This is a genomic window from Streptomyces sp. NBC_00286 (assembly GCF_036173125.1).
In the GTDB taxonomy this organism is placed as follows: domain Bacteria; phylum Actinomycetota; class Actinomycetes; order Streptomycetales; family Streptomycetaceae; genus Streptomyces.
The window spans coordinates 5,700,735-5,725,843 of sequence record NZ_CP108054.1 but is presented as its reverse complement, the minus strand read 5'-3'; the positions used below and the strand labels follow the sequence as shown (position 1 = coordinate 5,725,843).

At 68.2% G+C, this 25,109-nt stretch carries 26 protein-coding genes; 6 read left to right on the top strand and 20 right to left on the bottom strand.

All coding sequences use genetic code 11. The annotated features are described in order from the left end of the window. Positions 1-170 precede the first annotated feature (170 nt). From folB to OHT21_RS26390, 3 genes are read left to right on the top strand one after another with little or no spacing between them, the layout of a single operon-like run. A complete protein-coding gene (gene folB, locus OHT21_RS26400; protein ID WP_328770798.1) occupies positions 171-530 on the top strand; it encodes a dihydroneopterin aldolase in 360 nt (119 codons plus the stop codon). Continuing rightward, positions 527-1,138 carry a 2-amino-4-hydroxy-6-hydroxymethyldihydropteridine diphosphokinase gene (folK, locus tag OHT21_RS26395; RefSeq protein ID WP_328770797.1) on the top strand — a complete coding sequence of 204 codons (612 nt, stop codon included), beginning with the start codon at positions 527-529 and terminating at the stop codon, positions 1,136-1,138. The genes folB and folK overlap by 4 nt, the downstream gene beginning before the upstream one ends. Before the next feature lie 58 nt (positions 1,139-1,196). Continuing rightward, the gene (locus OHT21_RS26390) at positions 1,197-1,682 is read left to right on the top strand and encodes a DUF3180 domain-containing protein (RefSeq protein ID WP_328770796.1); all 486 of its coding nucleotides are present in this window, start codon (positions 1,197-1,199) and stop codon (positions 1,680-1,682) included. 249 nt (positions 1,683-1,931) lie between these two features. On the opposite strand, the gene folE is transcribed toward OHT21_RS26390, so the two are convergent. From folE to dacB, 6 genes are all read right to left on the bottom strand, one after another. Continuing rightward, positions 1,932-2,537: a GTP cyclohydrolase I FolE gene (gene folE / locus OHT21_RS26385; RefSeq protein WP_328770795.1), complete on the bottom strand. Its 606-nt coding sequence runs from the start codon at positions 2,535-2,537 to the stop codon at positions 1,932-1,934. Positions 2,538-2,676: 139 nt separating this feature from the next. After that, a complete protein-coding gene (ftsH, locus tag OHT21_RS26380; protein ID WP_328774233.1) occupies positions 2,677-4,719 on the bottom strand; it encodes an ATP-dependent zinc metalloprotease FtsH in 2,043 nt (680 codons plus the stop codon). A 204-nt stretch (positions 4,720-4,923) separates the two neighbouring features. Next, positions 4,924-5,484, bottom strand: coding sequence for a hypoxanthine phosphoribosyltransferase (gene hpt, locus OHT21_RS26375; protein WP_328770794.1), 561 nt, complete (start codon positions 5,482-5,484; stop codon positions 4,924-4,926). Positions 5,485-5,563: 79 nt separating this feature from the next. Continuing rightward, on the bottom strand, positions 5,564-6,625 hold the full coding sequence (gene tilS / locus OHT21_RS26370) for a tRNA lysidine(34) synthetase TilS (RefSeq protein WP_328770793.1): 1,062 nt from the start codon (positions 6,623-6,625) through the stop codon (positions 5,564-5,566). A gap of 172 nt (positions 6,626-6,797) precedes the next feature. Next, positions 6,798-7,925 carry a zinc-dependent metalloprotease gene (locus tag OHT21_RS26365; RefSeq protein WP_328770792.1) on the bottom strand — a complete coding sequence of 376 codons (1,128 nt, stop codon included), beginning with the start codon at positions 7,923-7,925 and terminating at the stop codon, positions 6,798-6,800. A 210-nt stretch (positions 7,926-8,135) separates the two neighbouring features. Beyond that, positions 8,136-9,770, bottom strand: a complete 1,635-nt coding sequence (gene dacB, locus OHT21_RS26360) for a D-alanyl-D-alanine carboxypeptidase/D-alanyl-D-alanine endopeptidase (protein ID WP_328770791.1) — start codon at positions 9,768-9,770, stop codon at positions 8,136-8,138. Positions 9,771-9,849: 79 nt separating this feature from the next. Between dacB and OHT21_RS26355 the strand changes: the two genes are divergently transcribed. Then, positions 9,850-10,341, top strand: a complete 492-nt coding sequence (locus OHT21_RS26355; protein WP_033321679.1) for an inorganic diphosphatase — start codon at positions 9,850-9,852, stop codon at positions 10,339-10,341. A gap of 180 nt (positions 10,342-10,521) precedes the next feature. Further along, positions 10,522-12,150, top strand: a complete 1,629-nt coding sequence (locus OHT21_RS26350; protein WP_328774232.1) for a threonine/serine ThrE exporter family protein — start codon at positions 10,522-10,524, stop codon at positions 12,148-12,150. Positions 12,151-12,326: 176 nt separating this feature from the next. Here OHT21_RS26350 and OHT21_RS26345 read toward each other — a convergent pair whose 3' ends face one another. The 10 genes from OHT21_RS26345 to OHT21_RS26300 form a co-directional block, all read right to left on the bottom strand. Beyond that, positions 12,327-13,310 carry a DedA family protein gene (locus OHT21_RS26345; RefSeq protein ID WP_328774231.1) on the bottom strand — a complete coding sequence of 328 codons (984 nt, stop codon included), beginning with the start codon at positions 13,308-13,310 and terminating at the stop codon, positions 12,327-12,329. A 172-nt stretch (positions 13,311-13,482) separates the two neighbouring features. After that, positions 13,483-14,997, bottom strand: coding sequence for a hypothetical protein (locus tag OHT21_RS26340; protein WP_328770790.1), 1,515 nt, complete (start codon positions 14,995-14,997; stop codon positions 13,483-13,485). Continuing rightward, the gene (locus tag OHT21_RS26335; RefSeq protein WP_328770789.1) at positions 14,994-15,710 is read right to left on the bottom strand and encodes an ABC transporter ATP-binding protein; all 717 of its coding nucleotides are present in this window, start codon (positions 15,708-15,710) and stop codon (positions 14,994-14,996) included. Before OHT21_RS26335 ends, OHT21_RS26340 begins: the two co-directional genes overlap by 4 nt. 298 nt (positions 15,711-16,008) lie before the next feature. Next, complete coding sequence (locus OHT21_RS26330; protein ID WP_328774230.1) at positions 16,009-16,755, bottom strand: ABC transporter permease; 747 nt, start codon at positions 16,753-16,755, stop codon at positions 16,009-16,011. Positions 16,756-16,841: 86 nt separating this feature from the next. Further along, the gene (locus tag OHT21_RS26325) at positions 16,842-17,828 is read right to left on the bottom strand and encodes an ATP-binding cassette domain-containing protein (protein WP_328770788.1); all 987 of its coding nucleotides are present in this window, start codon (positions 17,826-17,828) and stop codon (positions 16,842-16,844) included. Between the two features lie 119 nt (positions 17,829-17,947). Further along, positions 17,948-18,589 (bottom strand): PadR family transcriptional regulator, encoded by a 642-nt coding sequence (locus tag OHT21_RS26320; RefSeq protein WP_328770787.1) that lies wholly within the window; start codon positions 18,587-18,589, stop codon positions 17,948-17,950. A 24-nt stretch (positions 18,590-18,613) separates the two neighbouring features. Then, a complete protein-coding gene (locus tag OHT21_RS26315) occupies positions 18,614-19,162 on the bottom strand; it encodes a DinB family protein (protein WP_328770786.1) in 549 nt (182 codons plus the stop codon). Positions 19,163-19,226: 64 nt separating this feature from the next. Beyond that, positions 19,227-19,379: a hypothetical protein gene (locus OHT21_RS26310; RefSeq protein WP_328770785.1), complete on the bottom strand. Its 153-nt coding sequence runs from the start codon at positions 19,377-19,379 to the stop codon at positions 19,227-19,229. A gap of 50 nt (positions 19,380-19,429) precedes the next feature. Then, positions 19,430-20,890 carry an aldehyde dehydrogenase family protein gene (locus OHT21_RS26305; RefSeq protein WP_328770784.1) on the bottom strand — a complete coding sequence of 487 codons (1,461 nt, stop codon included), beginning with the start codon at positions 20,888-20,890 and terminating at the stop codon, positions 19,430-19,432. A gap of 116 nt (positions 20,891-21,006) precedes the next feature. After that, a complete protein-coding gene (locus OHT21_RS26300) occupies positions 21,007-21,831 on the bottom strand; it encodes a helix-turn-helix domain-containing protein (RefSeq protein ID WP_328774229.1) in 825 nt (274 codons plus the stop codon). A 455-nt stretch (positions 21,832-22,286) separates the two neighbouring features. Between OHT21_RS26300 and OHT21_RS26295 the strand changes: the two genes are divergently transcribed. Beyond that, positions 22,287-22,763 (top strand): ATP-binding protein, encoded by a 477-nt coding sequence (locus tag OHT21_RS26295; RefSeq protein WP_328770783.1) that lies wholly within the window; start codon positions 22,287-22,289, stop codon positions 22,761-22,763. Positions 22,764-22,829: 66 nt separating this feature from the next. Here the strand turns inward: OHT21_RS26295 and OHT21_RS26290 are convergent, their stop codons facing one another. The 4 genes from OHT21_RS26290 to OHT21_RS26275 all read right to left on the bottom strand — a co-directional run bounded on the left by OHT21_RS26290 (position 22,830) and on the right by OHT21_RS26275 (position 25,104). Next, a complete protein-coding gene (locus OHT21_RS26290; protein WP_328770782.1) occupies positions 22,830-23,075 on the bottom strand; it encodes a DUF397 domain-containing protein in 246 nt (81 codons plus the stop codon). A gap of 412 nt (positions 23,076-23,487) precedes the next feature. Continuing rightward, on the bottom strand, positions 23,488-23,721 hold the full coding sequence (gene rpsR, locus OHT21_RS26285; protein WP_328770781.1) for a 30S ribosomal protein S18: 234 nt from the start codon (positions 23,719-23,721) through the stop codon (positions 23,488-23,490). A gap of 4 nt (positions 23,722-23,725) precedes the next feature. Continuing rightward, complete coding sequence (locus tag OHT21_RS26280; RefSeq protein ID WP_328770780.1) at positions 23,726-24,850, bottom strand: CobW family GTP-binding protein; 1,125 nt, start codon at positions 24,848-24,850, stop codon at positions 23,726-23,728. Continuing rightward, on the bottom strand, positions 24,850-25,104 hold the full coding sequence (locus OHT21_RS26275; protein WP_328770779.1) for a type B 50S ribosomal protein L31: 255 nt from the start codon (positions 25,102-25,104) through the stop codon (positions 24,850-24,852). Before OHT21_RS26275 ends, OHT21_RS26280 begins: the two co-directional genes overlap by 1 nt. Between the last annotated feature and the right edge of the window lie 5 nt (positions 25,105-25,109).

Sequence of the window (25,109 nt, the reverse complement as noted above, 5' to 3'; positions counted from 1 at the left end):
AGCCGCCGGGTCCCTCCAGACGAACAGCCGATGAAACCTCCTGGCCTGCGCCCGGGCCCGGGCCCCGGTGACGGAGCGTTGTCAGTGCTCGCAGGTAGATTCGACTGTGGCTGGTGTGCTGACCGATAAGGCGGTGACCGCCGTTACCGACGACTGCAGGAGTGATTCGCGTGGATCGTGTCGCGCTGCGCGGCCTGAAGGCCCGCGGGCACCACGGTGTCTTCCCCAGGGAACGCGAGGAGGGCCAGACCTTCATCGTGGACCTTTCGCTGGGCCTGGACACCCGGCCGGCCGCTGCCGACGACGACCTGGCGAAGACCGTGCACTACGGCATAGTGGCCGAGGAGGTCGTGGCCGTCGTCGAGGGCGAGCCCGTGGATCTCATCGAGACGCTCGCCGAGCGCATCGCCCAGGCGTGTCTGAAACACGACGGGGTCCAGGAGGTCGAGGTCTGCGTCCACAAACCGGACGCACCGATCACCGTCCCCTTCGACGACGTGACCGTCACCATCACCCGGAGCCGAGTATGACTGCCTCGTTGACCGAGGGTCAGAGCGACCCGACCGTACAGCCGGTGCCCGCCTCCGTCGTGGAACGAGTGGACGCCGCCGACACCACCCTGCACAACCCCAAACGGGCCGTGCTCTCCCTCGGCTCGAACCTCGGCAACCGCCTGGAGACGCTCCAGGGTGCCGTCGACGCTCTGGAGGACACTCCCGGCGTACGCGTCAAGGCGGTCTCTCCGGTGTACGAGACGGAGCCCTGGGGCGTGCAGCCGGACAGCCAGCCGACGTACTTCAACGCGGTCGTCGTCCTGCGCACCACGCTCCCCCCGTCCTCCCTGCTGGAGCGGGCGCACGCGGTCGAGGAGGCCTTCCATCGCGTACGGGACGAGCGCTGGGGCCCCCGCACGATCGACGTGGACATCGTCGCGTACGCCGACATGGTCTCCGACGACCCGGAGCTCACCCTCCCGCACCCGCGCGCGCACGAGCGGGCCTTCGTCCTCGCCCCCTGGCTCGACGTGGAGCCGGACGCCCAGCTCCCGGGTGTAGGCCCGGTGGCCGGGCTGCTGGCCTCCGTCCCCCGCGAAGGTGTCGCGCCCCGCGCCGACCTGGAACTACAGCTGCCCGACTAGTCGTTAAGGTCTACCGGATCATCTACCGGGCCATTTCCGGCTGCGACGAAGGGGCATCGTGAAAGAGCTGCGCATCAGGACGCTGGTCGGCGTGTTCGTGGTCGCCGGCGTGCTGTCCTGGGCGGGCGCCCGCCTGTGGAACGCGGTGGGCACGCTCCCCCGGGTCCCCCTCGCCGCCCCCATCGTCCTGGCCCTGATCGCCGTGGTCCTTCTGGCCACTGCACTCTCCCTGAGAGCCCGCCTCAAGGCCCAACGCGAACGCCGCCCAGGCGCCACAGGCGTCGACCCCCTGGTAGCGGCCCGAGCAGTGGTTTTCGGCCAAGCCAGCGCCCTGGTAGCCGCCCTGGTAGCCGGCATGTACGGCGGAACAGGCGCCTTCCTCCTGGAGTCCCTGGAAATCCCCTCCCGCCGCGACCAAGCGATCTACGCCGGCTTCTCAGTCCTGGCAGGAATCGCAGTAATAGCCGCAGCCTTCTTCCTGGAACGAGTCTGCAAACTCCCAGACGACGAAGACACAAACGGCAACGCGGCCCCGGCGGCGTAAGGACACGACGAGGGGCCGCGCCCCGTAGGGGCGCGGGGCTGTATCAATTTGCGGCTCCGCCGCGCGGGCGCGCTCAGCGCCCCTTGAGGGGCGCGAGGAACTGCGCGACAAGCTCACGACGGCCCGCAGGGTCGAACGCACCTCAGCCACCCCAGGGGCGCGGGGAACTGCGCGACAAGCCACAACGAGCCCGCACCCCCACACGAACAACAACCAGGCAGACGCTACGGAACGCAGCTCACCCGAGGCTCACCGAGCCAGGATGAGACTCATAGCCTCCGCACGCGTCGTGGCATCCCGCAACTGCCCACGCACAGCAGACGTCGTCGTCTTAGCCCCCGGCTTACGTATCCCCCGCACCGACATACACATGTGCTCGGCCTCGATGACCACAATGGCGCCCCGCGCCTCAAGAATCCGCATCAGCGAGTCCGCGATCTGCGTGGTGAGTCGTTCCTGCACCTGCGGCCGCCGCGCGAACACCTCCACAAGCCGCGCCAGCTTCGACAACCCGGTGATCTTCCCGGTCTCGGCCGGGATGTACCCGACATGGGCCACCCCATGAAACGGCAGCAGATGATGCTCACACAGCGAGACGATCTCGATGTCCTTCACCAGGACCATCTCGTCGTGCCCCAGATCGAACGTCGTCGTCAGCACATCCTCGGGCTCCTGCCGCAACCCGGCCAGCAGCTCCCGGTACGCCCGGGCCACCCGCCCCGGCGTCTCCCGCAGCCCCTCCCGGTCCGGGTCCTCACCGACCGCGATCAGCAACTCTCGTACGGCATTCTCGGCGCGCTTCTCGTCGAACTCGCCGACCTCGCCCTCGCCGTCCAGCCTCACGGGGTCGATCATCTGGTGCCTCGTTCCTGTGCCTCCACGCGTACGGATCACGCGCTGCATGTACGGGCATACGAATATGCCGCGCCCCCCAGGCTAGACCAGGGGGGCGCGGCATCTGTTCCGGGCCGGATGAGGTGACCGGCAGGGTGGGTCAGCTCTCGGGACGCTCCTCAGGAGCCGGCTCGGCCACCGGAAGCGCCGCCTCGGCGGCAGGGTTCGACTTCGCGGTGATCGCCGGCGCCGCACCGTTCGCCCCGTTCGTCAGCGACAGCTCCTTGGGGGAGAGCACCGGCGGGCGGGTGGACGGAGTGCGCCTGGAGGAGCCGGTCCACGCGGGGCGGGCCGGGCGCTTGACGATGGGGGCGAAGATCTCGGCGATCTCCTCCTTGCCCAGCGTCTCCTTCTCCAGGAGCTTGAGCACCAGGTTGTCGAGGACGTCGCGGTTCTCGACCAGGATCTCCCAGGCCTCGTTGTGCGCCGTCTCGATGAGCTTCTTGACCTCTTCGTCGACGAGCGCGGCGACCTCTTCCGAGTAGTCGCGCTGGTGAGCCATCTCACGTCCGAGGAAGGGCTCGCTGTTGTCGCCGCCGAACTTGATCGCGCCGAGACGCTCGGTCATGCCGTACTGCGTGACCATCGCTCGCGCGGTGGCCGTGGCCTTCTCGATGTCGTTCGCCGCGCCCGTGGTCGGGTCATGGAAGACGAGCTCTTCGGCCGCGCGTCCGCCCAGCATGTACGCGAGCTGGTCGAGCATCTCGTTGCGCGTGGTCGAGTACTTGTCCTCGTCCGGGAGCACCATCGTGTAGCCGAGAGCACGGCCTCTGGAGAGGATCGTGATCTTGTGGACCGGATCGGAGTTCGGTGAGGCCGCCGCGACCAGGGCGTGACCGCCCTCGTGGTACGCGGTGATCTTCTTCTCCTTGTCCGACATGATCCGGGTCCGCTTCTGCGGGCCCGCGACCACACGGTCGATCGCCTCGTCCAGCATGTGGTTGTCGATCAGCTTCTGGTTGCTGCGCGCGGTGAGCAGCGCAGCCTCGTTCAGCACGTTCGACAGGTCGGCGCCGGTGAAGCCCGGCGTACGACGCGCCACTGCGGACAGGTCGACGTCCGGCGCGACCGGCTTGCCCTTCTGGTGAACCTTGAGGATCTCCAGACGGCCCTGCATGTCCGGGCGGTCGACCGCGATCTGGCGGTCGAAACGGCCGGGCCGCAGAAGGGCCGGGTCGAGGATGTCGGGCCGGTTCGTGGCGGCGATGAGAATCACACCGCCCTTCACATCGAAGCCGTCCATCTCGACGAGCAGCTGGTTCAGCGTCTGCTCGCGCTCGTCGTGACCGCCGCCGAGACCGGCACCGCGGTGACGGCCCACCGCGTCGATCTCGTCGACGAAGACGATCGCCGGGGCGTTCGCCTTGGCCTGCTCGAACAGGTCACGGACCCGGGAGGCACCGACACCGACGAACATCTCGACGAAGTCGGAACCGGAGATCGAGTAGAAGGGGACGCCGGCCTCGCCCGCGACAGCACGCGCGAGCAGCGTCTTACCCGTACCGGGCGGGCCGTACAGCAGTACGCCCTTGGGGATCTTCGCCCCGACGGCCTGGAACTTGGCCGGCTCCTGGAGGAACTCCTTGATCTCGTGGAGCTCCTCGACGGCCTCGTCCGAGCCCGCGACGTCGGAGAACGTCGTCTTCGGGGTGTCCTTGGTGATGAGCTTGGCCTTGGACTTCCCGAAGTTCATGACTCGGGAGCCGCCGCCCTGCATCTGGTTCATCAGGAACAGGAAGACGACCACGATGAGGACGAACGGCAGCAGGGAGAGCAGGATGCCGACGAACGGGTTCTGCTTGGACGGCGAAACTGTGTAGCCGTCCGCGATCTGCTTGTCCTCGTACTTGGTCTGCAATGTGTTGGCGAGATTGGCGCCCTGGTCGCCGATGTAACTCGCCTGAATCTTCGAGCTGCCCTCGACCTTTTCGCCGTCCTTGAGCTCGACCTTGATGATCTGCTCGTCGCCGGTGGTCAGCTTGGCCGACTCGATCTTGTTGTCACTGATCGCCTGGACGACCTGGCCGGTGTCCACCGTCTTGTAGCCGCCGGACGAGCCGACGACCTGCATCAACACGACCACGGCAAGGACGGCCAGCACGATCCACATGACCGGCCCACGGAAGTATCGCTTCACGTCCATCCATACGGAGCGGTGCCGCCCCGTCCCTCCTGCCATAGTGAGTTTGATAAGACTGTTTTTGACGGTACCCCAGCATTGTCACCCGAAGCCGCACGGTCCGGCTGACAAACCCGTCTACGCATGCTCCAACGGCGCGGAACCCGCAAGGGTTCCCGGCCCGTCTTCACATGGAGCGTGGGGTTCGCCACTCTCTACGAGAGTGCCTCAGCCACCGTAGACATGAGGCGCGAGCGTACCGACGAACGGCAGATTCCGGTACTTCTCCGCGTAGTCGAGGCCGTAGCCCACGACAAACTCGTTCGGGATGTCGAAGCCGGCCCACTCCACGTCGATCGCGACCTTGGCGGCCTCCGGCTTGCGCAGCAGCGTGCACACCTTGAGCGAGGCGGGCTCGCGCGAGCCGAGGTTGGAGATCAGCCAGGACAGCGTCAGACCGGAGTCGATGATGTCCTCGACGATCAGGACGTGCTTGCCCTTGATGTCGGTGTCGAGGTCCTTCAGGATCCGCACGACGCCGGAGGACTGCGTACCCGCGCCGTACGAGGACACGGCCATCCAGTCCATGGTGACGGGGGTGGACAGAGCGCGCGCCAGGTCCGCCATGACCATCACGGCGCCCTTGAGAACTCCGACGAGCAGCAGGTCCTTGCCCGCGTACTCCGCGTCGATCTTCGCGGCCAGCTCGGCCAGCTTCGCGTCGATCTCTTCCTTGGTGATGAGCACCGACTTGAGATCGGTGCCCATGTCTTTCGCGTCCACCCGCATCACTTTCGGTCGTCCCGCATGTATGGCGGCCACTCGGGCCGCCCACGGCCCCCGCAAGGGACCGGCGGAAGGCCCGCATTCAGCCTTGCCGAATCACCAGTCTGCCACCCTGCCGTTGGGCGACGACTTTGCCCGGCAGGTTGATGGCTCCCTGGCCGCGCCAGCCGGTGATCAGCCGGTCGATCTCCTCGATGTGCCGGGCGAACAGTGAACCGGCGGGCGCCCCGGCCTCGATGGCGGCGCGGCGCAGGATCCGGCGGCGCACGGCGGGCGGCAGCGCGTACAGCTTGGCGCACTCCAGGAGGCCGGCGGCGTCCCGGACGGAGGCCTCGGCCTGGCGGGCCCACGCGTCGAGGGCGTCGGCGTCGTCGCGGGACAACTGTGCCGTACGGGCGAGGGCTTCGACGACGCCCTTGCCGAGCGCCTTCTCCAGGGCGGGCAGGCCCTCGTGGCGCAGGCGTGACCTCGTATAGGCCGGGTCGGAGTTGTGCGGGTCTTCCCAGACGGGGAGCGACTGGACCATGCAGGCCTTGCGGGCGGTGTGCCGGTCGAGCTGCAGGAAGGGGCGGCGGTAGCGGCGGGCGGCTCCCGGGCCTCCGGAGACAGCGGCCATGCCGGAGAGGGAGCGGATGCCGGAGCCGCGGGCGAGTCCGAGCAGTACGGTCTCGGCCTGGTCGTCACGGGTGTGGCCGAGCAGGACCGCGGCGGCGCCGTGGCGCTCGGCGGCGGCGTCCAGAGCGGCGTACCGCGCGTCCCGGGCGGCGGCCTCGGGCCCTCCCTCCCGGCCTACGGAGACACCGATGGACTCGACGGGGTCAAGGCCGAGTTCGGTGAGTCTTACGACGACTTCGGCTGCGCGCAGATCGGAGCCGGGCTGCAGACCGTGGTCAACGGTGATGCCACCGGCGCGGATGCCGAGCTTGCGGGCTTCGAAGGCGAGGGCGGAGGCGAGCGCCATGGAGTCGGCGCCGCCGGAGCATGCCACGAGCACGAGCGGCGGGGGCGACTGCTCGTGCGCGGTGTCGGAGCGCTCAGTGTCGGGGTGGGCGGGCGTGTGGTCGGTGAGGACGTCGTGGAGGATCTCGTGGAGGACGCGGCGGACCGCCAGGCGTATCGCCGCGACCGCTGGATGGGGACCCATGTCCGGTTCCCTTCATGAAATTGTCGGGGGTGAGCCCGATCTTCGGTCACGCAGAGTGCCTAGATGGTGACAGAAACGGGCCGTTCCCCGAGCATTGCACGCCTACCCATGCCCCACGGTCCCTCGGACGGGTGATAGCGGGGGCGCTCACCTGCCCTCGGCCGGATTCAGTTCACGACTCTGCCTTGCGGTGCACCCGCGCAACCCAATCCGCCGGTTTGGAGATCTCCGACTTGGTGGGGAGCGTGTTCGGCGAGGTCCACACGCGGTTGAACCCCTCCATGCCGACCTGGTCCACGACCGCCCGTACGAAACGCTCCCCGTCCCGGTACTGGCGCAGCTTGGCGTCAAGGCCGAGCAGCTTGCGCAGCGCCAGGTCGAGGCGGGAGGCGCCGCGCTGGCGGCGCTGCTGGAACTTCTCGCGGATCTCGGCGACGGACGGGACCACGGCGGGCCCCACGCCGTCCATCACGAAGTCCGCGTGGCCCTCCAGAAGGGACATCACAGCGGTCAGCCGACCGAGGATCTCGCGCTGGGCGGGCGTCTGGACGATCTCGACGAGGGACCGTCCGCCGTCGTCGCCCTCCTCGCCCTCGGGCCGGCTGCCGGCGAGCGTCTGCGCGGCCTCCCGGATGCGCTCGAGGACCGTCATGGGATCGACCTCGGTCTCCTCCAGGAAAGACTGGATCTCGCCCTCGAGGTGGTCGCGCAGCCAGGGCACGGCCGTGAACTGCGTCCGGTGCGTCTCCTCGTGCAGACAGACCCAAAGCCTGAAGTCGTGGGGCTGCACGTCGAGTTCGCGCTCCACGTGCACGATGTTCGGGGCGACCAGGAGCAGCCTGCCGCCGCCGTTCTCCCCTGCCGGGAGTTCGCGGGTCGCCGGGGCGAAGGTCTCGTACTGGCCGAGCACCCTGGAGGCCAGGAACGACAGGAGCATGCCCAGCTCTACGCCGGTGACCTTGCCGCCTACGGCGCCGAGGACGGCTCCGCCCGGCGAGCTGCCGCGACGTTCCTGCATCTTGTCGAGCAGCGGTTTCAGGATTTCCCTGAACCCGGCGACGTTCGCCCGGACCCAGCCCGGGCGGTCGACGACGAGGATCGGGGTGTCACGCAGGTCCTCGCTGCCCATCTGCGTGTACTCGCGTACGTGCTGCTCCGACGCTTTCGCATGCCGGCGCAGCTCCGCGACGACGGCCCTGGCCTCGTCGCGACTCACCTCTGGACCCGGCCTTACGAGCCGGGTCGCGGTCGCCACCGCGAGATTCCAGTCGACCATCTCGGCACCACCGATGCTCGTCATGCCCTCAACCGTACGTGAGCGCTGCCGCTGGGTGCAGAGTGTGGGGTTCGTGGGGGTTCCTGTTGCAGCTCGGCTGCGGGTTGTGTGTGGCTGGGCGCGCAGTTCCCCGCGCCCTTGAAAGGAGGGCCTGCGGCCCCCTTTCAAGGGCGTAGTCGCGTCAGCGCCACAGCCCCGTCACGCGCCGCAAGCCCCCTCAGGCCGCAAGCCCCCTCACGCGCCGCAGCCGCAGTTCGCCAGTGCCGAAGCCGCGCCGTCCAGCGCCTTTTGCGTTGTTGCCGGGTCCGTTGGGTGGTCCGAAGAGGTCAGGAAAGCGAAGGCCAGTAGGCGGCCCTCGGAGTCCACCACCGTGCCGGCCAAGGCATGTACGCCTGTCAGCGTGCCCGTCTTTGCTCTTACGACTCCTGTGCCGGGCTGGTCCGTGTAGCGGTTGCGGAGGGTGCCGGTGAAGCCTGCTACTGGGAGGCCGGTCAGGGCGGGGCGGAGTTCGGGGTGGTCGGGGGCGGCTGCCTTGGCGAGGAGGGCTGTGAGGAGGTTCGCGGTGAGGCGGTCGGCTCGGTCCAGGCCGCTGCCGTCTGCGAACTTGACGCCTTCCAGGGGGAGTTCGAGCTTCTTCAGCTGCGTACGGATCGCCGCCGAGGCGCCTTCGAAGCTGGCCTGTTCGCCAGAGGCTAGTGCGGTCTGGCGGGCCAGGGCCTCGGCGATGTCGTTGTCGCTGTTGGTCAGCATCCGCTCGACCAGGGCGGACAGGGGCGGGGACTCGACCTTCGCGAGCGTCTCCGCGCGGCCCGTCGCCTTGGAGGGGCCGGGGGACTTGGTCTTGATGCCGCGGTCGTTCAGGAGGGCCGCGAACTGGCGGGCCGCGTCCGCCGCCGGGTCCCTGCTGCGGTCCGCGGGGCCGGAGGACGAGTCGTCGAGGCGGCCCTCGTCGGTCATCAGGGCGGTGACCGGCGCGAGGTTGGCGTTGTCGGGGCCGATGGGGTGCAGAGCGGGGCCGTCGTACAGCGTCGTGTCGTACGAGAGCGTCACCGCGTCCAGCTTGCGGGCCTTGAGGGCGTCGGCGGTCTTGTCGGCGAGCGTACGCAGGCTGGCATTGCCGTTCGCTTCCTCGCGGGCGGTCAGGGTGGGGTCGCCGCCGCCGACGAGGACAAGTTCCTTGGTGCCGGGTTCGAGGGCCGTGCGGGTCGCGATGCGGTGGTCGGCGCCCGCGGCGGAAAGTGCCGCGACGGCGGTGGCGATCTTCGTGGTGGAGGCCGGTGTCAGCGCTTCGTCCGCGGCCCTGCCGTACAGCTGCTTGCCGGTGGCCACGTCGACGACCGCGGCCGTACGTTCCGAACCCAGCGACGAGTCGTCGAGCAGCGGGCCGAGGACGTCGCCGAGAGCCTTCTCGGCAGGCGCGGAAACGGAGCCGGTCGTGCCCCCGAGTCCCGCGAGTACAGAGGGGGCGCTGGGTGCGGGACGCGGCGCCTTCGGAGCCGTACCGGATCCAGGGCCGGATCCGGTGCCGTGATCTGCGCCACCTGCCACCTCCCGCGACGCCGCAAAGTCCCGCTCGGCCGTACGCTGACCGCTGGAGTCCCAAGGGCCGGCCGCGGTCACCACGGTTGCCGCGAGTGCGAGGCCGAGGAGGGCGGCGCCCGCCGTGAACTGCACGGTGGTCAACCGTGCGAACCACGGTCGCACCGCCCCCAAGGCTTGTACGAGCGACCGCCTGACGGCTTCCACGGCCCGTACGAGCCACGGCCTCACGGTCTCCAAGGCCCGTACCAGCCACGGCCGCACGGCCCGCGCGAACCGCTCCACATGCGGTCGCGCGGCCCGCCAAGCCTTCAGCTCCGGCACGGACACCAACCCCTTTCGCGATCACACACCTGCGTGAGGGACACTTAACCACCAGACGTATGTGTTGATCATGGAGGAGCCACCGGTGGAGTTCGACGTCACGATCGAGATTCCGAAGGGTTCGCGGAACAAGTACGAGGTGGACCACGAGACCGGTCGGATCCGCCTGGACCGTCGACTCTTCACCTCGACCAGCTACCCGGCCGACTATGGCTTCGTCGAGAACACCCTCGGCGAGGACGGCGACCCGCTGGACGCCCTCGTCATCCTGGACGAGCCGACCTTCCCCGGCTGCCTCATCCAGTGCCGCACGATCGGCATGTTCCGTATGACGGACGAGGCCGGCGGCGACGACAAGCTGCTGTGCGTGCCCGCGCACGACCCGCGCGTGGAGCACCTCCGTGACATCCACCACGTGTCGGAGTTCGACCGTCTGGAGATCCAGCACTTCTTCGAGGTCTACAAGGACCTTGAGCCCGGCAAGTCCGTAGAGGGCGCCAACTGGGTGGGCCGCACGGACGCGGAGGCCGAGATCGAGCGCTCCTACAAGCGTTTCAAGGAGACCGGCGGCCACTGAGGCCAAGTGATGTACCGGCGGGCCGCGTGACCCGATGGGTGACGCGGCCCGTTCGTGTGTTCTTTCGTGTGTTCTTGCGCTGAGGCGTACATCAGAGATACGGCGTATGGGGGACCCATACGAGAACGGACGTATCAGAAACGGACGTATTGAGAAGTGGGGCGGGAGCTGGTGGCCGAGCTGGACTGGGAGGACCGTAAGCCGCAGTCGGACGAGGCGAGGAGTGCGTTCGCGCCGCCGAGCGGGGTGGCGGCGGCCTTCGAGGACGAGTCGCATACGACGTCGGAGTTCGCGATCCCGGAGGGTCTCGCGCCGCCCGAGCCGCCGTCCGCCGAGCGCGCGGGCTCCGCGTTCAACGCCCCGCGTACGTACCGGGCGCCCGCCTTCACCCCGCCGACCGGCATCCCCGTGGTCAAGCTGACCAAGGAGGTGCCCTGGCAGGACCGGATGCGCACGATGCTGCGTATGCCGGTGGCCGACCGGCCCGTCGCCGAGCCCGTCCAGCGCACGGAGGACGACGGCGGCCCCGCCGTCCCGCGCGTGCTCGACCTGACGCTGCGTATCGGCGAACTGCTGCTCGCGGGCGGCGAGGGCGCCGAGGACGTGGAGGCGGCGATGCTCGCCGTCTGCCGCTCGTACGGCCTGGACCGCTGCGAGCCGAACGTCACCTTCACGCTGCTGTCCATGTCGTACCAGCCATCCCTGGTGGATGATCCGATCACCGCCTCGCGGACGGTCCGCCGCCGGGCCACCGACTACACGCGGCTCGCGGCCGTGTACCGGCTCGTCGACGACATCAGCGACGACGAGACCGAGGTCTCCCTGGAGGAGGCCTACCGGCGGCTCGCGGAGATACGACGCAACCGGCACCCCTATCCCGGCTGGGTCCTGACCGGTGCCGCCGGGCTCCTCGCGGGCGCGGCGTCCGTACTCGTCGGTGGTGGCGCCGTCGTGTTCGTCGCCGCCGCGCTCGGTGCGATGCTCGGCGACCGGCTGGCGTGGCTGTGCGCGGGGCGCGGTCTGCCCGAGTTCTACCAGTTCACGGTGGCCGCGATGCCTCCGGCCGCGATCGGTATCGCGCTCACGCTGGCGAACGTCGACGTGGCGTCGTCCGCGGTGGTCACCGGTGGGCTCTTCGCGCTGCTACCAGGGCGGGCGCTGGTCGCGGGCGTCCAGGACGGGCTGACGGGCTTCTACATCACCGCCGCCGCGCGTCTGCTGGAGGTCATGTACTTCTACGTGGGCATCGTCACCGGGGTTCTGCTGGCGCTGTATTTCGGGGTGAAGCTGGGCGCGGAGCTGGATCCGGATATCGCCGTGAGCAGCTCCCAGCAGCCTGTGGTGGCGATCGTCGCCTCGATGCTGCTGGCGCTGGCCTTCGCCGTACTGCTCCAGCAGGAACGATCCACCGTGCTGATGGTGACCCTTAATGGTGGCGTGGCTTGGTCGGTGTACGGGGCGATGCATTACCCGGGCGGGTTGTCGCCGGTCGCCTCCACGGCTGTCGCTGCGGGGGTAGTGGGGCTGTTCGGGCAGTTGCTGTCGCGTTTCCGGTTCGCTTCTGCCCTGCCGTATACGACGGCGGCGATCGGGCCGTTGCTGCCGGGTTCGGCGACGTACTTCGGGCTGTTGTCCATCGCCCAGAATGACGTGGACGGCGGGCTGGTCTCGCTGTCCAAGGCTGCGGCGCTTGCGATGGCCATCGCTATTGGCGTGAACCTTGGGTCGGAGATTTCGCGGTTGTTTATGCGGTTGCCGGGGGTTTCGACCGAGGGGCGGCGTGCGGCGAAGCGGACGCGAGGGTTCTGACGCCGGGTGCGGGTTCTGGCGCCGGGCGCCTTATAGCTCGGGGCTGCCGGTTTCGCTGGCGACTGCGGGTGCATTGTGGCTGGTCGCGCCCACGCGGCGGAGCCGCAAATCGATACAGTCCCGCGCCCCTTACGGGGCCTCCGGCCCCCTCAGGGCGCGGGACTGCCCGCGTCCGCTCAGCCCTGCGGGTAGTCCTGACTCTGGCCGTACGGGTAGCCCTGGCCCTGGGGATATTGCTGGCCCTGGGGGTACTGCTGGCCCTGCGGGTACTGGGCGGCGTAGGGCGGCTGGCCCTGCTGCTGCCCGTAGCCCTGGTCCGAGCCGTACGGGGGCTGCTGTTGCGGCTGCTGCTGCGGGTAGCCCTGGCCGCCTTGGGGGCCGTATCCCTGGCCTTGGCCCTGGTGGCCGTACGCCCCCTGGTCCTGGCGGCCCTCGTGGCCGTACGTCCTCTGGTCCTCATGGACCGGTGGCACGGCGCGCAGCTGCGTCGTCGCGTCGTCCATCGCGGGCGGCGCCTCCGGGGCCTGCTGCGCGCCCTTCTTCGACTTACCGCGGGCCTTCAGGAGCTCGATGATGATCGGGAGTACGGAGAGGAAGACGATCAGGATGAGGATCGCCTCGATGTTCTTCTTCACGAAGTCGATCTGGCCCAGCCAATGGCCGAGCAGCGTGACGCCCGCGCCCCAGAGGATGCCGCCGATGATGTTGAACGTGAGGAACGAGCGGTATCGCATGCCGCTGACGCCCGCGATGATCGGCGTGAATGTCCGCACGATGGGCACGAAGCGGGCCAGGACGAGGGACTTGGGGCCGTACTTCTCGAAGAAGTCGTGGGCCTTGACCACGTTCTCCTGTTTGAAGAAGCGTGAGTCCGGGCGCTTGAACAGCGCGGGCCCCACCTTCTTGCCGAACATGTAGCCCGCCTGGTCGCCGAGGATCGCGGCGACACAGATCAGCACGACGGCCGCCCACAGCGGGAAGTCCAGCGTGCCCTCGGCGATCAGCAGCCCCGCCGTGAACAGCAGCGAGTCACCCGGCAGGAAGAAGCCGATGAGCAGGCCCGACTCGGCGAAGACGATGACGAGCAGTCCCCAGATGCCGAACGTGCTGAGGAGATAGTCCGGATCCAACCAGCTTGGTCCAAGGGCAAGCGTCACGATCCGGGCTCCTGAAGGGTGAAGGGAAAATGCAGGCGGTTCTGCTTCGGGCGACTAAAGCTATCAACGCAAAGCGCCTACGCCGGGTTCCACCGACCCTTCCAGGATGCACTGTGAGACAACTGGGACAACCTGGAGGCCGCCCACCGCCCAGCCAACGGTGCGGACGTCCAGGTCAGTTGCCGGGCACCTCGTTGAGGAGCTGGTCACGGTGCTCAGCGCGGCCCCTATGGCGGCCGTCATGACCGACCGTGCCTTGAGCATTTCTTCTCCTCGACTCGCTGGTGTGGATTCCTTGCACCGCGTACAGGACGAATGCGATGGCCGCCCCGGCGAGGCAGGACATCACCGCCCAGGGCGGGAGATTGAGCATGCCGAGGCCGATCAGTGACACGCCCAGCACGATGGTGACCACGGACAGCCCCAGGAACACGGAGAACGGATTGTCTTTCTCTGCGGGGAACACGATGCTGATGCACGTGGTCATGACCGCCCCGCCGATGCAGCTGGCCAGAGCCGTCGCGCTGGAGAGGAAGCGGTCCGGATAGATCGCCGATGTGAGGGCGAGAGCGGGCACGGCGAACACCGTGAGCAGGACCAGCTGCGCCCTGATGAGCCGTGCGTAGACCCGCCAGGCGGAGGCCTGGGTGCCGGGCAGCATGCGCAGCGGCTGGGTGGCGGTGAACTGGTACAGGCCGCCGAAGGACAGGGCGGCAAGGCCCCACATCGGGTTCATCGAGGGTTTGGCCAGCAGGATGTAGCCGAAGACCGCGAGGGCCATCGCGGCGGCGGCCACCGTCTGTGTACTGCGCAGCAGACACCAGTCGTACGGTCCCAGAACGCCGCGCAGCCGCACGCTTCCGGGCAGTTTCAGGTAGCGGGACTGGCGTACGTGCTGGTTCGGGGCGAGCGCGAAGACCAGCGCCGTGAGTGCGGCCGACAGCGCCACCGCGGCGGCCAGGGTCAGCCAGGGCCCGTGCTCGTTCCACGCCCAGGACACCGATGTGATCCAGGTGTACTCGGTCCGTTTGTCCAGGTACGCGTCGGAGATGTCCCGGATCACCGGTGTCATCTGCGCGGAGTAGGAGACCAGCAGCGCGAACAGGACGAGCACGTTGAGGATGCCCGCCATCCGGCTGAGCCCCATCAGCATCCACATCCGGGTCAACAGCTGGTACACAACGGACAGCGTCAGGTAGGTCAGGGCGACCGGCAGGATGATCGAGGCCGTGATGTATCCGGCCGCGGACGGGCCGAGCAGGATCAGCGCGCTCACCGCGAGGGAGACCAGCCCTGCGGCGGCCACGACGGCGGTCATCACCGCTTCGTACAGGAGGAACGCCGTCGACCGCTCCCGGTTGGTGACCGGCAGCTGATAGCTGAGCTGGAGCATCCCCTCGGCGTTGATGAACAGCACCTTGACCAGCAGGAACGCGATCTGCACCCACAGCAGCAGCGACACCGTCGAGATGTTGAACAGCAGCCGCCACACACGCGCCTCGTCGACCAGCGGGCGCAGGAAGAAGTACGAGGCGGTGCACATGACGCCCAGCAGCAGAACCGCCACGACCATGACGAACACCCGGACCGGGGTGGATTTGAGGACTCCGGCCCGCAGCACCCGGCGGCGGAAGAAGACGAGGAGCATCTGGGCCAGGACCGCGGACTGCCGCAGCCGTACCGCCGTCACCGCTGGAACGTTTCGAGGTAGTCGAAGACCATCGCGGCCAGCGATCCGTGTTCGTCGACCAGGTCCTTCGTCGGCTCGTCGCACACCACGTGGCCCAGGTCCAGGAAGAGGGTGCGGTCGGCCAGGCGTTCCAGCACGGCGAAGTCGTGCGTGCACAAAAGGATCGAGCGGCCCGCATCGCGCACCCGCCGGAACTCCTTCTCGGCAAGGTGCAGCGCTTCCAGGTCGATGCCGTTGAGGGTCTCGTCGATGACGGTCAGCGGCCGGCGCATGACGAGCGCGGACACCAGCTGCGTCTTCTTGCGCATGCCGTGGGAGTAGTCCTCGATGAGATGGTCGTAGCGGCCCTCCATGGAGAACCTGCGGAACAGGCCGATGGCCTCATCGTGATCGACATCGAGGTCGAACAGCTTGCCCATCATGGAGATGTACTCACGGGCCGTGAGGAACTCGGGCAGATAGTCATTGCTGGACAGATACATGCCCAACTGCTTCGCCTCGGGCCGTACGTGCTCATGGCCGCCGATACGGACGGACCCGGACTGCAGGCGTACGAGGTCGAAGATGTTCCTGATCAGCGTGGACTTGCCGGACCCGTTGGGACCGACGAGACCGACGATCGCGCCTTCCTCAACCGTGAAGGACACGTCCTGCAGCACGTTGACAGTGCCGTCATAGGAATAGCTGACGTCATCGACGCGCAGAAGAGCCACCGGCTGTCTCAATTTCGATCCCCCGTTACGACGGGCAAGCGCGCCCGTTCCTTCGACTGCACATGGCCCGGGCGGTTTGGTCAGAACCACCGGCTTGTGGTAGCAGTCACCTTAGGCATGGCCTGAACTGCGCGGCAAGGTAGTGCTGTTGGGCCGGCGCCCAGGCGAGAGCCGCAGGTGAACCCCGGCGGAAAAACGCGCGAACAGCGCCCCGACCCGACCCGTCACGAACGAGCGGAGCCCCGAACGCCTTCCGACGACGTCCGGGGCTCCGGCGCGAGACCACACGCTTCCCTGCCTACCGGCTGAGCCGCCCGAACCTCCGTACCGCCAGCGGGAAGAACACCGCCACCAGCGCCACCGGCCAGGCCACCGCCAGCAGTTCGGCGTTCTCGGCGGCCCAGGAGGAGCTGCCCGAGGGGGTGTTGCCGAACAGGCCGCGCACCGCCTCGGCCGTGGCCGACATCGGGTTCCACTCGACGACGGCGCCCAGCCAGGACGGCATGGACTCGGGTGTGGCCAGGGCGTTGGAGAGGAAGGCGACCGGCCAGACCAGAATCTGTACGGCCGTCACCAGCTCCGGCTTGCCCGCGATCATCGCCAGATGGATGCCGATCCACAGCATCGCGAACCGCAGCAGAAGCAACAGCCCGATCCCGGCGAGCAGCGCCCCGAACGACCCGTGCCAGCGCCAGCCGATCATGAGTCCCACACCGATCAGCACAAGCAGCGAGAGGAACGACTGGAGCATGTCGGCGACCGCACGGCCCACCAGGACCGCGCCGTTGGTCATCGGCATGGACCGGAAGCGGTCGATCACGCCCTTGTTGAGGTCCGTGGTCACCGCGACCATCGTGGCGTCGAGGCCGAAGGCCATGGTCATCGCAAGCATTCCGGGCACCAGGAATTCGACGTACTTCCCCTCGATGCCCGCTCCGCCCCCGATGAGATAGCTGAACATCAACATCAGCATCACGGGGAAGACGAGGCCCACCACGACCTGCACCGGCTGCCGCGCCCAGTGGGCGAGTTCACGCCGGGTCATGGTCCAGCAGTCGGTGAGGACGTACGTCCACGCACCGTCACGGCTCGTCTCGTACGTCGCCAAGCGGCTCTCTTCGTACGTCGTACTCACACGGCCTCCTTCACGGCGTGATCGCGGTGCTCGTCTCCTGTGGATCCTGCGGGGTCGTCTCCCGTGAGGTGCAGGAACACCTCGTCCAGCGTCGGCCGCCGCAAGGCGATGTCCTCCGCCACGATCCCGGTCTCCTCCAGGGCGCGTACGGCCCCGGCGAGCGCCGCCATGCGGTCGGTGACCGGGGCGCTGAGGAGGCGGCGGTCGGCGTCCACGGAGACCTCGGACTTGTCGAAGGGCAACAGGGCGACGGCCGCGCCCAGTTGGCCGCCGTCCCGCAGCACCACGTCGATGCGGTCGCCGCCGGTCTTAGCCTTCAGTTCGTCCGCCGTGCCGTCCGCGATGACCCGGCCCCGGTCGACGACCGAGATGCGGTCGGCGAGCTGGTCGGCCTCCTCCAGGTACTGCGTGGTGAGCAGTACGGTCGTGCCGCCGCCGACCAGGGAGCGCACCGCGCCCCACACCTCCGCGCGGCCCCGCGGGTCGAGCCCTGTCGTCGGTTCGTCCAGGAAGAGCACCTCCGGCTCGGTGATGAGGGAGGCGGCGAGATCCAGCCGGCGCCGCATGCCGCCGCTGTACTGCTTCACCGCCTTGCGGCCCGTGTCCGCGAGGCCGAAGCGCTCCAGGAGCTCGTCGGCCCGCACGCGCGCGTTCCGGGTGCCCAGGTGGTAGAGGCGCCCGAACATCTCCAGGTTCTGCCGTCCGCCGAGTTCCTCGTCGAGCGCGGCGTGCTGGCCGAGCAGGCCGATACGCCGCCGCACCCGGCCGGCCTCCCGTACGACGTCGTACCCTGCTACCTCCGCGCGCCCCTCGTCCGGCCGCAGCAGCGTGGTCAGCACGCGCACCGCGGTGGTCTTGCCGGCCCCGTTCGGCCCGAGCAGACCGTGCACGGTGCCGCCCCGCACCGCCAGGTCGAACCCGTCCAGGGCCGCCTTGTCCCCGTATCGCTTCCGTACGCTCTCGACGACGATCGCGTCGGTCATCCGGCTCCCTCCGGTTCAGCTTAGTCAAACTTGACTAGTAGCTTGCCAGTGAAGGCTATGCCCACTCGAGCGTTTAGTCAAACTTGATTAATGTGCCCGCCCGGCCAAACCGACTGAGATCAGCGCGCGTCCCCGGGATGGGACTCCCCCGTCCCGTACGGGTTCTCCTGGTCGTCCGCGAGCACGCCCACGAACGGCTCCCCCTCGCCCGAGAACGTGTACGCCCCGCCCCGGATCCGCTCGATCAGGCCGCGGGTCCACTGGGCACCGGTGTCGGCGGAGGTGACCCAGTAGTTCATGATCTCGCCGATGTGGCCGAGCTGTCCGGGGCCTTCTTCGGGCGTGTAGTACTCGGTGACGCCCTTGCGCCACTCCTCTATGGCGTGCACCCGCTCCTCGAGGAGTTCGAGGACCTCCGCACGGTCCAGGTCGACCATGAAGCCGAGCGCGGCCGTGAGTACGTCCGGCTTCTGGTCGTACGCGGTCAGGTACTGGCGGAGCAGCCCGAAGTATTCCTCGGTGCCCTTCTCCGTGATCTCGTACTCGGTGCGCGGCGGGCCGCCGGCCGTGGAGGGCGCGATCTCGTGCGCGTGCAGCAGGCCCTGCTTCGCCATCTGCTTGAGCGCGTGATAGATCGACCCCGGCTTGGCGTTGGACCACTCGTGTGCGCCCCAGTACTCCAGGTCGTTGCGCACCTGGTAACCGTGGGCGCGCCCGTGCTGCCGGACGGCACCGAGTACGAGAAGACGGATCGCTGACATGGAGCCAGCGTAGAACCGAGCGGTTCAGCTCCAGCTCGCGCCCTGCTCCAGAGCGACGAGTTCGAAGGCGGTCTTCCCGTCCAGGGACTCGCGGATGATGTCGGCGTGACCCGCATGCCGGGCCGTCTCACGGATCAGGTGCAGGCACAGCCAGCGCATGGAGAGCCATTCGTCCTTCGGATTCCAGGACGTCTTCTCCAGCAGGAAGGTGTCATCGAGGCTGGGCACCGAGCGGATGAACGCCTCCGTCTCGGCCGCGACCTTCTCCCAGTACGCGAGTTGCGACTCGAGCGTCTCGTCACCCACGAGCTGGAAACACTCGTGCCAGTTCGACTCGTCGCGGTGCACCGCGGGGGCCTCCTTCTTGGCCCGCGCGATCCATCCCTGCTCGATCTCGGCAACATGCTTGACCAGCCCCGCGAGCGACAACTCACTGGCACTGGGCCGCGAAGCCGCCTGCTCGTCCGTCAGTCCGAGCACCGCCCGGCGGATGCCTCCACGCTGCTCGTCCAGAAAGGAGAGCAGCGCCCCACGCTCATCACCGTGCGCCTCTGCGGAAACGTGAGCAACCATGACCGGCCGCCTTTCGTCGGTACGTCCTCTTGCCTGACACCGACGAAGCTACGGGTGATGTAGGTCAGATACTGTCCGCGATGCGCCCCGCCGCTTCAAGCAGCGCGCGACGCGCCTCTTCGTGCGGGACAGAAGGTTCCGTACGCCCGAGAGCGCGATCACGCTCCAGACGGGCGAGAGCCAGCGCGTCCTCGAGGTCCTCCAGCTCAGCAGTCATGCACCCAGTGTGCACCTGGGTGCATGACCGTCGATCACCGAAGCCGAGCCTCAGAACGGAAAGAAGCTCCGCCCATGCTGCACCGAGATCCACTTCTGCGTCGTGAACGCCTCGACCGTCGCCTCGCCGTTCAGGCGGCCGATGCCCGAGGACTTTTCGCCGCCGAAGGCGACCAGGGGCTCGTCGTGGACCGTGCCGTCGTTCACGTGGAACATGCCTGAGTCGATCTGCTTGGCGAAGGAGACGCCGCGTTCGATGTTGGCCGTGTGGACGGCGCCGCTCAGGCCGTACGGGGTGTCGTTGACGAGGCGTACGGCCTCCTCCTCGCCGTCGAACGGGATGAGGAGCGCGACCGGGCCGAAGATCTCCTGCTGGAGGATCGCCGCGTCGGCGGGCACGTCCGTCAGGACGCTGGGCTCGACGAGGTTGTCGGTGGTGGAGCCGTGCACGAGCGCGGTGGCACCCTCGGCGATCGCCTGGTCGACGGCGCCCGAAAGGGCGTCCGCCTGCGAGGAGTTGATGACCGGGCCGATGACCGTCTGCGGGTCGCGCGGGTCGCCCGCCTTCAGGGTCTTCACCTTGGCGACGAACTTCTCGGTGAACTCCGCCTCGAGCGAGCGGTCCACGAGCACGCGGTTCGCGGCCATGCAGACCTGGCCCTGGTGCACGTACCGGCTGAAGACGGCCGCGTCGACCGCGTAGTCGACATCGGCGTCGTCGAGGACCACCAGCGCGCTGTTGCCGCCGAGTTCGAGGACGGCGCGCTTGAACTGCGAGGCGCAGACCGTGGCGACGTGGCGGCCTACCTTGTCGGAGCCGGTGAAGGAGATGACCTTGGGGATCGGGTGCTCGATGAACGCGTCGCCGATCTCCGCGATGTCGGTGATCACGACGTTCAGCAGGCCGGCCGGCAGCCCCGCGTCCTCGAAGATCTTCGCGACCAGGGAGCCACCGCAGATCGGGGTGTTCTGGTGCGGCTTGAGTACCACGGCGTTACCCAACGCCAGGGCGGGCGCCACGGACTTCAGCGACAGCAGGAAGGGGAAGTTGAAGGGGCTGATCACACCGACGACGCCGACCGGGACGCGGTAGACGCGGTTCTCCTTGCCGTCGACCGGCGAGGGGATGATCCGGCCCTCGGGGCGCAGCGCCACATGGATCGCCTCGCGCAGGAACTCCTTGGCGAGGTGGAGTTCGAAGCCCGCCTTCAGATGCGTACCGCCGAGCTCCGCGATGATCGTCTCGGCGATCTCCTGCTCACGGTCCTCGATGATCCGCAGAGCCTTCTCGAACACCCCGCGCCGTGCGTACGCGTTGGTCGCGGCCCATTCCTTCTGAGCGCGGGCGGCCGCCTTGTAGGCCTGATCCACTTCGTCGACCGTGGCTATGGTGATCGACGCCAGCTTCTCGCCGTCGTACGGGTTGAAGTCGATGATGTCCCAGGACCCCGTCCCCGGACGCCACTCTCCGTCGATGTACTGCTGAGCCAGGTCCGTGAAGTAGGACGACATGTGACCCTCAATCCCCGATTCATGGTCAAGGTCTGATCACGCGTCATCGTACTTGTGTCCCAAGGGACTTGGGACACACCTAGGAGAACCTGTGAAAATTCCAAGGAAGAGGGGTGTCAGGAAAGCTGAAGCAGGCCCCGCAGCACGTCCCGGCTCTCGTTCGGCCCCGGGCTGTCGTCCTGGAGCTGCTGCATCGCCTTCGCGTACTGGGTGACGTCCTCGTGCTTGTCCAGATACAGCGCGCTGGTGAGCTGCTCCAGATAGACCACGTCGGACAGATCGGACTCGGGGAAGGTGAGCACCGTGAAGGCGCCGCTCTCGCCGGCATGCCCGCCGAAGCTGAACGGCATGACCTGAAGCCGTACGTTCGGCCGCTCGGAGATCTCGATCAGGTGCTGGAGCTGACCCCGCATCACTTCCCGGTCACCGTACGGACGTCGCAGCGCCGCTTCGTCGAGTACGACATGGAAGTCCGGGGCGTTCTCGGACACCAGGTACTTCTGGCGCTCCATGCGCAGCGCCACCCGCTTGTCGATGTCGGAGACGCTGGCGTTCTTCATGCCGCGCTCGACGACCGCGTGCGCGTACGCCTCGGTCTGCAACAGGCCGTGCACGAACTGCACTTCGTACGACCGGATCAGGGACGCGGCGCCCTCCAGGCCGACGTAGGTCGGGAACCAGGTGGGCAGCACGTCCGAGTAACTGTGCCACCAGCCCGCGACGTTGGCCTCCTTGGCGAGGGAGAGCAGTGAGTTGCGCTCCGTCTCGTCGGTGATGCCGTACAGCGTCAACAGATCCTCGACGTCACGCGTTTTGAAGCTCACCCTCCCCAACTCCATGCGGCTGATCTTCGACTCGGAGGCACGAATCGAGTACCCGGCCGCCTCCCGGGTGATCCCGCGCGACTCCCGCAGCCGCCTGAGTTGCGAGCCGAGCAGCATGCGACGTACCACCGATCCCGACTCTTGCGCGCTCACGTTCGTCAGCCTCCCCAACCGTCCTCAGGGGCCGCAGTCTGCCACTAAATCACTCCTCGGTGTACTCGTTCGGTTACACAAACGGCAAGACCTGCGGGGCGGCTGGACAGGAACTGACAAGGCGAAGACCGGCCAGAGGGAGGCCGGAAGGAGGGTCGGAGGGAGTTCCGAGAGAGGTCTGAGGGAGGTCTGAGGGAGGTCTGAGGGAGGTCTGAGGGGCGTCAACGGCAAGAAAACGGCAAGAAGATGGCGGAAAAAATGAGCAAGAAATGGTACGTCAAGGTCCAATTCAGGCGCGTGCACGTGCATCTGCCCTTGCATCTGCCGTAAGCATTCGGAACCATGGTCCCGCGCCACCGCTGCATCGCAACGACCGCGAATTCCCGGGAGTGCCTCGCATGGGGACGAATGGATCGACCATGCTCGAGCCGTTAAGGCAGGGGCTTCCGCCACTGGATCCCGCGGCCGTGTCCAACGCCGCTTCCTGTGCTCTGCCCGCCCGCTACGAAGCGGTGCGCGACGCACGGAAGTTCACGCGCGGAACTCTGGACGAGTGGGACATAGGCGACCGCTTCGACGACGTCTGCCTGGTGGTCTCGGAACTGGTCACCAACGCGCTGCGGCATGCGCTCCCCTCGGACACCCCGCGCGCACCCGAACAGGATCCGCCCGTGCGGCTGCACTTGATGCACTGGACCGGGAGACTCGTGTGCGCCGTGCGCGACCCCAGTCACGACAGCCCGGAGGCGCACGACTCGGACGACTGCTCGGCGGAGTCGGGGCGTGGACTGTTCCTGGTGGACTCGTTCGCGGACAGCTGGGGCTGGCACCCGCTCGCGGGCACGCTCAACGGCAAGGTCGTATGGGCGCTGTTCCGGCTCCATACGGCCGGCTGAGGAACCGCGGCGCTTTTTCGGGCCGCGGTTCTACGCGCGTTACGGTGCGCGAGGGGGCGATCGCCCTCAGTTGCCCGTCACCAGGTGGTCGAACTCGCCGTCCTTGATGCCCAGGAGCATGGCCTCGATCTCGGCGCGCGTGTAGACGAGCGCGGGCCCGTCCGGGAAGCGCGAGTTGCGCACCGCCACCTCGCCTCCGGGCAGCCGGGCGAACTCCACGCAGGAGCCCTGGGAGTTGCTGTGCCTGCTCTTCTGCCAGGCCGCCCCATACAGCTCCGTGGCAGCCATGCCGTTGTACACGTCGTGGTCCACAGGTCGCTCCCCGGTGACGCAGTTGGCGTTGTTGGTGCCAGTGGTGCAGTGGTCAATTGACCCGGATCATAGCCCTCTTCACGTGCGTATGCATGGGCAGATGCACGTGCACGCGCGGTGGTCCTACGGTTACAGCGCCCACGCACGCCTCACACGTTCACAGCCGTACCAGGCGCCTGCCCCGGAGATCGCATGGCATGCGGCCTCCGGTCCCGTACTGGGCTCGTGTTGGGCTCGCGCCGGTCCCGTACTGGTCTCGTACGGGTCGAATCCCTCGTTCTGTAGGAACAGACGCATCTCGCACGGTTTGTGTTCCATTGAACAGTCGCCGAACTGACCGGCCGTCAACGACAGCGGCCCTCCACCGGCGGCATGAACACCGCTGGTGGAGGGCCGTTGAGACGGCGCGTGACTACCGTGACGCGTACGGCAACAACGCCATCTCCCGTGCGTTCTTGATCGCCCGCGCCAACTGGCGCTGCTGCTGGGAAGAAACCCGGGTGACCCGGCGGCTGCGGATCTTCCCCCGGTCCGAGATGAACTTCCGCAGCAGATCGGTGTCCTTGTAGTCGATGTACGTGATCCCGGCCACGTCCAGCGGGTTGGGGCGGGACTTCTGGGGCTTGCGCTCGGGCTTGCGGGGCATGGGGTCAGACCTCCAGGAGGGTGTCGAAGGCGGGCGGGAGCTGTTTCCAGGCGGTGCGGCCCGCCGCGTACTCCGCCTCGGTCAACAGGCAGGACTCCAGGACCCGTTCAAGGCCCTCGCGGTCCAGGCCCGGGGAGGTGAAGACCAGGTGCTGGCAGCAGTCGCCGTGCTCCGGGTGCCAGTCGAGGGCCGCCGCGGCGCGCCGCACCGGCGGCACCATCTCCCAGGCCGCGTCCGGCAGCGAGGCCAGCCAGGGGCCCGCGTTCTCCACGCACAGGGCACCTCCGGCCGCGTCCCAGTGCAGCAGCGTGTCGGGCCGGTCCGCGAGCCAGAACCGCCCGCGACTGCGGGCCGCGGCACAGGTCAGATCCTCCAGCGCCGCGTACAGCCGCTCCGGGTGGAAGGGACGCCGACGGGTCCATACGAGGGTGGAGACGCCGCACTCGTCGGCCTCGGCCGGCAGCAGTGCACAGGCAGGGTGCTGGGCAGCGGCGGCGGCGTCCACGTCGAAGCCGGCCAGCGCGGCACCCGCCAAGTCACCGTGGCCGAGCGGGACTTGGCGGGCAGTCGGATGGAGCTGGGCGAGCAGCGCCCGGTCCTCGTCATCGGCCGCCTCGGACTCGACGACGGCGAGCACGGGCGCGTACTCCAGCTGACGCGCGAACGTGTCCGCGATCGTGCGCTGATCGGTGGCGGCAGCGGCGAGGCCTGCCTCCGCGAGATCGTCGCCGTTGCCGAGATACGGCAGCACCAGCGCGGGGTCGACCGCCGTGATCACGCCGGTCAGCCGGAGTTCGGCGCCCGCGACGACCTCGGCCATCGCCTTGGGCTCGACCGACTCCCACAGCTCGACGACCGCGAGCCGGGTCGTCCCGTCCTCCGCGAGCCGCTCCAGCTCGGGCACCAGGTCCTCGCGCAGCGCACAGCAGGCGCAGTCGTTGACGAGCGGCGCCTCACCGGTCGACACCGGTCCGTCGCTGTTGCGGATCGTCCGGACGACCGTGCCCTGCACGGCGGTCGCAAGGTCATGGTGCAGCGCGACGGCCCCCGGTACGTCCGCGAGCAGCCGGTCGACGGCCGCCTTGCGGGCATCGGCGTGCAGCCCGCCGACGATGGCGACGGACAGCATCAGCGGCCCCCGCGCTTCCCGTACCGCTGCTCGAAGCGCTCCACGCGGCCCGCCGTGTCCAGCACGCGGGCCGTGCCCGTGTAGAAGGGGTGGCTGACGTTCGAGATCTCGACGTCGACGACGGGGTAGGTGTTGCCGTCCTCCCACTCGATGGTCTTCTCGCTCGTCATGGTCGAGCGGGTCAGGAAGGCGTGGTTGGCGGCACGGTCGCGGAAGACGACAGGGCCGTACGCCGGATGAATCCCCTCACGCATCGGGA

Excerpts from the sequence above, each read along its gene's own strand:
- folK (WP_328770797.1), top strand. The coding sequence starts at position 527 with ATGACTGCCTCGTTGACCGAGGGTCAGAGCGACCCGACCGTACAGCCG.
- folE (WP_328770795.1), bottom strand. The coding sequence starts at position 2,537 with ATGATCGACCCCGTGAGGCTGGACGGCGAGGGCGAGGTCGGCGAGTTC.
- ftsH (WP_328774233.1), bottom strand. The coding sequence starts at position 4,719 with ATGGACGTGAAGCGATACTTCCGTGGGCCGGTCATGTGGATCGTGCTG.
- hpt (WP_328770794.1), bottom strand. The coding sequence starts at position 5,484 with ATGCGGGTGGACGCGAAAGACATGGGCACCGATCTCAAGTCGGTGCTC.
- tilS (WP_328770793.1), bottom strand. The coding sequence starts at position 6,625 with ATGGGTCCCCATCCAGCGGTCGCGGCGATACGCCTGGCGGTCCGCCGC.
- OHT21_RS26365 (WP_328770792.1), bottom strand. The coding sequence starts at position 7,925 with ATGACGAGCATCGGTGGTGCCGAGATGGTCGACTGGAATCTCGCGGTG.
- OHT21_RS26330 (WP_328774230.1), bottom strand. The coding sequence starts at position 16,755 with ATGACCCGGCGTGAACTCGCCCACTGGGCGCGGCAGCCGGTGCAGGTC.
- OHT21_RS26325 (WP_328770788.1), bottom strand. The coding sequence starts at position 17,828 with ATGACCGACGCGATCGTCGTCGAGAGCGTACGGAAGCGATACGGGGAC.
- OHT21_RS26320 (WP_328770787.1), bottom strand. The coding sequence starts at position 18,589 with ATGTCAGCGATCCGTCTTCTCGTACTCGGTGCCGTCCGGCAGCACGGG.
- OHT21_RS26315 (WP_328770786.1), bottom strand. The coding sequence starts at position 19,162 with ATGGTTGCTCACGTTTCCGCAGAGGCGCACGGTGATGAGCGTGGGGCG.
- OHT21_RS26310 (WP_328770785.1), bottom strand. The coding sequence starts at position 19,379 with ATGACTGCTGAGCTGGAGGACCTCGAGGACGCGCTGGCTCTCGCCCGT.
- OHT21_RS26305 (WP_328770784.1), bottom strand. The coding sequence starts at position 20,890 with ATGTCGTCCTACTTCACGGACCTGGCTCAGCAGTACATCGACGGAGAG.
- OHT21_RS26300 (WP_328774229.1), bottom strand. The coding sequence starts at position 21,831 with ATGCTGCTCGGCTCGCAACTCAGGCGGCTGCGGGAGTCGCGCGGGATC.
- OHT21_RS26295 (WP_328770783.1), top strand. The coding sequence starts at position 22,287 with ATGCTCGAGCCGTTAAGGCAGGGGCTTCCGCCACTGGATCCCGCGGCC.
- rpsR (WP_328770781.1), bottom strand. The coding sequence starts at position 23,721 with ATGCCCCGCAAGCCCGAGCGCAAGCCCCAGAAGTCCCGCCCCAACCCG.
- OHT21_RS26280 (WP_328770780.1), bottom strand. The coding sequence starts at position 24,850 with ATGCTGTCCGTCGCCATCGTCGGCGGGCTGCACGCCGATGCCCGCAAG.
- OHT21_RS26275 (WP_328770779.1), bottom strand. The coding sequence starts at position 25,104 with ATGCGTGAGGGGATTCATCCGGCGTACGGCCCTGTCGTCTTCCGCGAC.